8 protein-coding genes are annotated in these 6,784 nt (G+C 66.8%); all 8 read right to left on the bottom strand.

Features of this window, described 5'->3' with window-relative positions; genetic code table 11:
* Positions 1 to 136 precede the first annotated feature (136 nt).
* Entirely contained in the window at positions 137 to 469 is a 333-nt protein-coding gene (locus tag ASD84_RS15305; protein WP_056712323.1) for a metal-sulfur cluster assembly factor, read from the bottom strand.
* Positions 470 to 573: 104 nt separating this feature from the next.
* Complete coding sequence (sufU, locus tag ASD84_RS15300; protein ID WP_056712096.1) at positions 574 to 1,047, bottom strand: Fe-S cluster assembly sulfur transfer protein SufU; 474 nt, start codon at positions 1,045 to 1,047, stop codon at positions 574 to 576.
* Between the two features lie 4 nt (positions 1,048 to 1,051).
* The gene (locus ASD84_RS15295) at positions 1,052 to 2,287 is read right to left on the bottom strand and encodes a SufS family cysteine desulfurase (RefSeq protein WP_156391972.1); all 1,236 of its coding nucleotides are present in this window, start codon (positions 2,285 to 2,287) and stop codon (positions 1,052 to 1,054) included.
* Between the two features lie 56 nt (positions 2,288 to 2,343).
* The gene (sufC, locus tag ASD84_RS15290; protein WP_056712090.1) at positions 2,344 to 3,108 is read right to left on the bottom strand and encodes a Fe-S cluster assembly ATPase SufC; all 765 of its coding nucleotides are present in this window, start codon (positions 3,106 to 3,108) and stop codon (positions 2,344 to 2,346) included.
* A complete protein-coding gene (locus tag ASD84_RS15285) occupies positions 3,105 to 3,440 on the bottom strand; it encodes a non-heme iron oxygenase ferredoxin subunit (RefSeq protein ID WP_056712087.1) in 336 nt (111 codons plus the stop codon). The genes sufC and ASD84_RS15285 overlap by 4 nt, the downstream gene beginning before the upstream one ends.
* Positions 3,437 to 4,603 (bottom strand): Fe-S cluster assembly protein SufD, encoded by a 1,167-nt coding sequence (gene sufD / locus ASD84_RS15280; protein ID WP_056712084.1) that lies wholly within the window; start codon positions 4,601 to 4,603, stop codon positions 3,437 to 3,439. The genes ASD84_RS15285 and sufD overlap by 4 nt, the downstream gene beginning before the upstream one ends.
* Positions 4,600 to 6,018 (bottom strand): Fe-S cluster assembly protein SufB, encoded by a 1,419-nt coding sequence (sufB, locus tag ASD84_RS15275; RefSeq protein ID WP_056712082.1) that lies wholly within the window; start codon positions 6,016 to 6,018, stop codon positions 4,600 to 4,602. The genes sufD and sufB overlap by 4 nt, the downstream gene beginning before the upstream one ends.
* Positions 6,015 to 6,707, bottom strand: coding sequence for a helix-turn-helix transcriptional regulator (locus tag ASD84_RS15270; protein ID WP_056712079.1), 693 nt, complete (start codon positions 6,705 to 6,707; stop codon positions 6,015 to 6,017). Before ASD84_RS15270 ends, sufB begins: the two co-directional genes overlap by 4 nt.
* Positions 6,708 to 6,784 lie beyond the last annotated feature (77 nt).

Raw genomic sequence — 6,784 nt, 5'->3', positions numbered from 1 at the left:
CGCCCTACCCTGAACATGCAGACCCCAGCCCAAGCGCTGGACCAACTGCTGACCAACCCGGCAGCAGCATGAACGTTGCTTAGACCACCTGACTTTCCCGGCGGCAAGACGACCTGTTCGTCAGGTGCGTTGAGACTCAGACGTTGAAGCCGAGCGCCCGCAGCTGCTCGCGGCCGTCGGGGGTGATCTTGTCGGGACCCCACGGCGGCATCCAGACCCAGTTGATCGCGACGTCGTTGACCAGGCCCTCGAGGGCCGAGTTGGTCTGGTCGGTGATCACGTCGGTCAGCGGACAGGCCGCGGAGGTCAGCGTCATGTCGAGGACCAGGTTGGCGGCTTCGTCGACGTGGATGCCGTAGACCAGGCCGAGGTCGACGACGTTGATGCCGAGCTCGGGGTCGACGACGTCCTTCATCGCCTCTTCGACGTCGGCGATCGCAACGTTCGACGACGCGGACGAGCCGACCATCTTGTGGGCGGACGCCTCGGGCACCTCGGGGAGATCACCGTGGTCGACGCCGTGGCCGTGGCCATGTCCGTGGCCGTCGTGACTGTGGTCGTGGTCGTGCTCGCTCATGCCTTGCCTCCGTCTGCGTCAACTGCTGTGGCGACGACCTGTGTCGTCGCGTCCTTCCACGCCATCCAGGACAGCAGCGCGCACTTCACGCGTGCCGGGAACTTTGCCACCCCGGCGAACGCGATGCCGTCCTCGAGAATCTCTTCATCGGGCTCCACATTGCCCTTGCCCTGCATCAGGGTCAGGAACTCCTGGTGGATCGCGAGGGCCTCGTCGACGCTCTTGCCGACCACGAGGTCGTAGAGCACCGACGCGGACGCCTGCGAGATCGAGCAGCCCACGGCGTCGTACGACACGTCGCTGACGACCCCGCCGTCGAGGTGCACGCGCAGGGTGACCTCGTCGCCACAGGTCGGGTTGACGTGGTGCACCTCTGCCTCGTGCAGGTCCCGGAGTCCCTTGCCGTGCGGGTGCTTGTAGTGGTCGAGGATGATCTCCTGGTAGAGCGCATCCAGATCTTGTGCAGACATCAGATCAGTCCAACTTGAAGTAGCTACGGGTGTATTCCAGCGCCTCGACGAGCGCGTCGATCTCCCGCGGCTCGGTGTAGAGGTACGACGACATCCGCGTCGAGCTCTGTACGCCGTACCGCGCGTGCGCCGGCTTCGCGCAGTGGTGACCCGCGCGTACGGCGATGCCGCGGCTGTCGAGCACCTGCGCGATGTCGTGCGGGTGCACGCCGTCGAGCTCGAACGAGATCGCACCGCCGCGCGCGGCGGCGTCGAGCGGACCGAGGACCGTGAGGCCAGTGACCGTCTGCAGGCCCTGGAGGGCATACCCGGTGATCGCCTGCTCGTGTGCATGGATCGCGTCCAGGCCGATGTGGCCGAGGTACTCGACCGCTGCACCGAGACCGATGGCCTCCACGATCGGCGGAGTACCGGCCTCGAAGCGGTGGGGAGCCTTGGCGTACGTCGAACGCGCCATGGTCACCGTCTCGATCATCTCACCGCCACCGTGGAAGGGGGGCAGCTCGTTGAGCAGCTCCTCGCGACCCCACAGCACGCCGATGCCGGTCGGCCCGCAGACCTTGTGACCGGTGAACACGAGGAAGTCGCACCCGACCGCCTGGACGTCGACCTGCAGCTGCGGAGCGGCCTGCGAAGCGTCGATGACCGACACCGCACCGGCGGCCCGCGCACGCGCGGCCAGGTCGGCGACCGGGTTGATGGTGCCCAGCATGTTGGAGACCCAGGTGAACGCGACGACCTTGGTGTTCTCGTCGACGAGCTGGTCGGCATTGCTCAGGTCCAGCTGGCCGTCGTCGGTCAGGCCGAACCAACGCAGCTCGGCGCCCGAACGCTCGCACGCCAGCTGCCACGACACGATGTTGGAGTGGTGCTCCATCTCCGTGATCACGACGTTGTCGCCGGGAGCCAGCTCGATCGTGCGAGCCAGCAGGTTGAGCGCCTCGGTGGCGTTCTTCGTGAAGATGATCTCGTTGCGCGACGGCGCATTGAGGAACGCCGCGACCTTGTCGCGCGCCGACTCGTAGGCCTCGGTCGACTCCGCACCGAGCTGGTGCATCGCCCGCGCGATGTTCGCGTTGTGCCGCTCGAGGTGGTCGACCATCGTGTCGATGACGACCTGCGGCTTCTGCGAGGTGTTCGCGCTGTCGAGGTAGATCAGCGGCTGTCCGCCCGCGAGCGTGCGCTCGAGGATCGGGAAGTCCTTGCGGATGACTTCCAGCTCGGGGAGCAGACCCTTCATCGCCATTCCTTTCATGTCACCGGGTTTCGAGGCTCGGCCGCGAGCGGCCTCGCACCTCAACCAGCGGTGACAGCCTTGAGGAAGCGGTCGTAGCCGTTGGCCTCGAGCTCTTCGGCGAGCTCCGGGCCACCGGACTCGGCGACCTTGCCGGCGACGAACACGTGCACGTGGTCGGGCTGGATGTAGCGCAGGATCCGCGTGTAGTGCGTGATCAGCAGGACACCCTTGTTGTCACGCTCCCGGAAGCGGTTGACGCCGTCGGAGACGACCTTGAGCGCGTCGATGTCGAGGCCGGAGTCGGTCTCGTCGAGGATCGCGACCTTCGGGTCGAGCAGGTCGAGCTGGGCGATCTCGTGGCGCTTCTTCTCGCCACCGGAGAAGCCCTCGTTGACCGAGCGCTGGGAGAACGTCGTGTCGAGGTTCATCTTCTCGAGCGCGCCGTTGACGTCCTTGACCCACGTGCGGAGCTTGGGAGCCTCACCGTCGATCGCGGTCTTGGCGGTCCGGAGGAAGTTCGACACCGAGACGCCGGGGACCTCGACGGGGTACTGCATCGCGAGGAACAGGCCGGCTCGCGCCCGCTCGTCGACGGACATCGTCAGCACGTCCTCGCCGTCGAGGGTGACGGTGCCGCCGGTGACCTCGTAGCGCGGGTGGCCGGCGATGGAGTACGCCAGGGTCGACTTGCCAGAGCCGTTCGGGCCCATGATCGCGTGCGTCTCGCCGGAGTTGATCGTCAGCGTGACGCCCTTGAGGATCTCAATCGGACCGTCTTCGGTGTTGACCTGGACCTGAAGGTCCTTGATCTCGAGGGTGCTCATGCGGGGGTGACTCCGTTCAGGGTGGATTCCACGTCGACATAGACATCGCCGTCGCGGATTTCTACGGGGAAGGTGGCAACCGGCTCGGTCGCCGGGAAAGTGGTGGGCTTGCCGGTGCGCAGGTCGAACGTCGACCCGTGCAGCCAGCACTCGATCGTGCAGTCAGCGACCTCGCCCTCGCTCAGCGAGACCGCCGCGTGGGAGCAGAGGTCCTGCAGTGCGAAGACCTCGTCACCGTTGCGTGCGATCGCCACGTCGTAGCGGTCGATGGTCACGGCGAGGGCCTCGTCGGCCGGTACGTCGGCCAGCGCGCACGCGCGTTCGAAGCTCATGAGAGCTCCGCGAGGACGTGGCGCTTGAGCTCCTCCTCGACCTGACCGCTCAACTTCTCGGCAAGATCGGGGATGGTCACCTTGCGGATCAGGTCGTCGAAGAAGCCGCGTACGACGAGCTTGCGGGCCTCCTTCTCCTCGATGCCGCGCGAGCGCAGGTAGAACAGCTGCTCGTCATCGAAGCGACCCACGGCCGACGCGTGGCCCGCGCCGGCGATCTCGCCGGTCTCGATCTCCAGGTTCGGGATCGAGTCGGCGTGGCAGCCCTCGGTGAGGATGAGGTTGCGGTTCTCCTCGTAGGTCTCGATGCCCTCGGCCACCTTGCGGATCAGCACGTTGCCGACCCACACGGTGTGCGCCTTCTCGCCCTGCAGCGCACCCTTGTAGACGACGTTGGAGACCGTCTTGGGGGCGGTGTGGTCGACGAAGAGGCGGTGCTCGAAGTGCTGGCCGGCGTCGGCGAAGTAGAGCCCGAAGAGCTCGGCCGTGCCACCCGGACCGGCGTAGTCGACGTTGGTGCTGGTGCGCACCAGGTCGCCACCGAGGGTGAACTCGAACTGGCGCAGCGTCGCGTCGCGGCCCACGCGGGCGTTGATCTGCTCGGCGTGCACCGCGTCGTCGGCCCAGTCGTTGACGTGGACCAGGTCGAGGTGGGCGCCGTCACCGACGAGCACGGTGGTGAAGGCGTTGTACGTCGTGCTGCCCGAGTGCTCGACGACGACGGTGGCCTTGGAGTGCGTTCCGATCCGGACCACGAGGTGGCCCCAGACGGTGGCGTCGAGCGCCGTGCCGTGCAGCAGCAGCCGCACCGGCTCGTCGACCTCGGTGTCCGACGGGATGTCGAGCACCAGGGCGCCACCGGCGTTCTTCACCGCGAGCGCGCCGAGGCGGTCGAACGGCGCCGTACCGCCGAGGGCGATCGCGTCCTCGGTGGAGAAGCGGGTCAGCGTGACACCGGCGGGAAGGGATTCCTTCCACTCCAGGGTCTCGACGGACGGGACGTCCTCCAGCAGGCCGCGCAAGCGCTTGAGCGGGGTGAACCGCCAGACCTCCTCGCGACCGGTCGGCACGGGGTGTGCCTCGAGGTCGAAGGTGGGCTCCGGGTGGAGGTGGGACTCGACGTGCACCTGCTCGAGGGCGTCGCTGATGGCTGCGGCGCTCAACCCACGGCCCCTTCCATCTGCAGCTCGATGAGCCGGTTGAGCTCGAGGGCGTACTCCATCGGGAGCTCCTTGGCGATCGGCTCGATGAAGCCACGCACGATCATCGCCATCGCTTCGTCCTGCTGCATGCCTCGCGACATGAGGTAGAACAGCTGGTCGTCGGAGACCTTCGAGACGCTCGCCTCGTGACCCATGGAGACGTCGTCCTCGCGGATGTCGACGTACGGGTAGGTGTCCGAGCGGCTGATCTGGTCGACCAGCAGCGCGTCACAGAGCACGTTGGACTTCGAGCCGTGCGCACCCTCGTTGATCTGGATGAGGCCGCGGTACGACGTCCGGCCGCCGCCGCGCGCCACCGACTTGCTCAGGATCGAGCTCGACGTGTTCGGCGCAGCGTGCACCATCTTGGCGCCGGCGTCCTGGTGCTGGCCCTCGCCCGCGAAGGCGATGGACAGGGTCTCGCCCTTGGCGTGCTCGCCCATGAGGTAGACGGCGGGGTACTTCATCGTCACCTTGGAGCCGATGTTGCCGTCGACCCACTCCATGGTGGCGCCGGCTTCGCAGACCGCACGCTTGGTCACCAGGTTGTAGACGTTGTTCGACCAGTTCTGGATGGTCGTGTAACGGCAGCGACCACCCTTCTTGACGATGATCTCGACGACCGCGGAGTGCAGCGAGTCCGACGAGTAGATCGGCGCCGTGCAGCCCTCGACGTAGTGCACGTAGGCACCCTCGTCGACGATGATCAGGGTCCGCTCGAACTGGCCCATGTTCTCGGTGTTGATCCGGAAGTAGGCCTGGAGCGGGATGTCGACGTGGACGCCCTTGGGCACGTAGATGAACGAGCCACCCGACCACACCGAGGTGTTGAGCGCGGCGAACTTGTTGTCGCCGACCGGGATGACGGTGCCGAAGTACTCCTGGAACAGCTCCGGCTGCTCCCTGAGCGCGGTGTCGGTGTCGAGGAAGAGCACGCCCTGCGCCTCGAGGTCCTCGCGGATCGAGTGGTAGACGACCTCGGACTCGTACTGCGCCGCGACGCCGGAGACCAGGCGCTGCTTCTCGGCCTCGGGGATGCCGAGCTTGTCGTAGGTGTTCTTGATGTCCTCGGGGAGGTCGTCCCAGGTCGCGGCCTGCTTCTCGCTGGACCGGACGAAGTACTTGATGTTGTCGAAGTCGATCGCCGACAGGTCCGAGCCCCACGTGGGCATGGGCTTGCGGTGGAAGAGCTTGAGGCCCTTCAGGCGCAGGTCGAGCATCCACTGCGGCTCCGACTTGAGCGCGGAGATGTTGCGGACAACGTCCTCACTCAGGCCACGCTTCGCGTCGGCACCGACGTCGTTCTTGTCGGACCAGCCGAACTCGTAGCGGCCGATGCCTTTGAGCTCCGGGTTCAGTTCTTCGATCGAGGTCATGACGTGACCTGCTCCTTCTTCTGGATGCTGTGGACGTCCGGGATGCAGGTGGTGCACACCCCGTCGCCGTGGGCGATGGTGGCCAGACGCTGGACGTGCGTGCCGAGGACGCGGCTGATCGCCTCGGTCTCGGCTTCGCACAACTGTGGGAATTCGTGGGCGACGTGGGACACGGGGCAGTGCTGCTGGCACAGCTCTTCCCCACTGCGTCCGTTCTTCAGGGGAATGTCGTGCACGGCAGCGACATAGCCCTCGGCGGTGAAGATCGTGGCGAGCACCTGGGCCGGAGAGGCCTCCGGGTGCGCGGCCTGGACCTCGGGGAAACGCTTCTCGATGAACGACGCGCGCCGGTCGGCGAACGCGCGTACGGCGGCCTCACCGCCCGTCTCGGCGAGGAACCGGAGCGCCTCGGTGGCGAGGTCGTCGTACTGCTGGTCGAAGGCGTCGCGACCGCGCTCGGTCAACACGAACACCTTGGCCGGACGGCCGCGGCCACGGGAGCCCACCGGCCGGGGGTCGCGCGCGACGAGGGAACCGTCAGCGACCATCTGGTCGAGGTGCCGACGGACGGCTGCCGGGGTCAGCTCGAGACGCTCCGCGAGGGCCGCAGCGGTGGAGGCGCCGTTGACCAGGATCGACTGAGCCACGCGCTGGCGCGTCGGCTGGTCGCACTCGGTCGGCAATTCCACAACATCAGTGTGCCGATAATGCCCAGCCGCTTTCAAGCAAGGTCAACCTAAGTTTCGAGACTCGCTCCGCTCGCACC

This window comes from Nocardioides sp. Root682, from assembly GCF_001427795.1.
GTDB lineage: Bacteria > Actinomycetota > Actinomycetes > Propionibacteriales > Nocardioidaceae > Nocardioides.
Note: the sequence above shows the minus strand (reverse complement) of the source record. Positions and strands in the feature narration are given on the sequence as shown.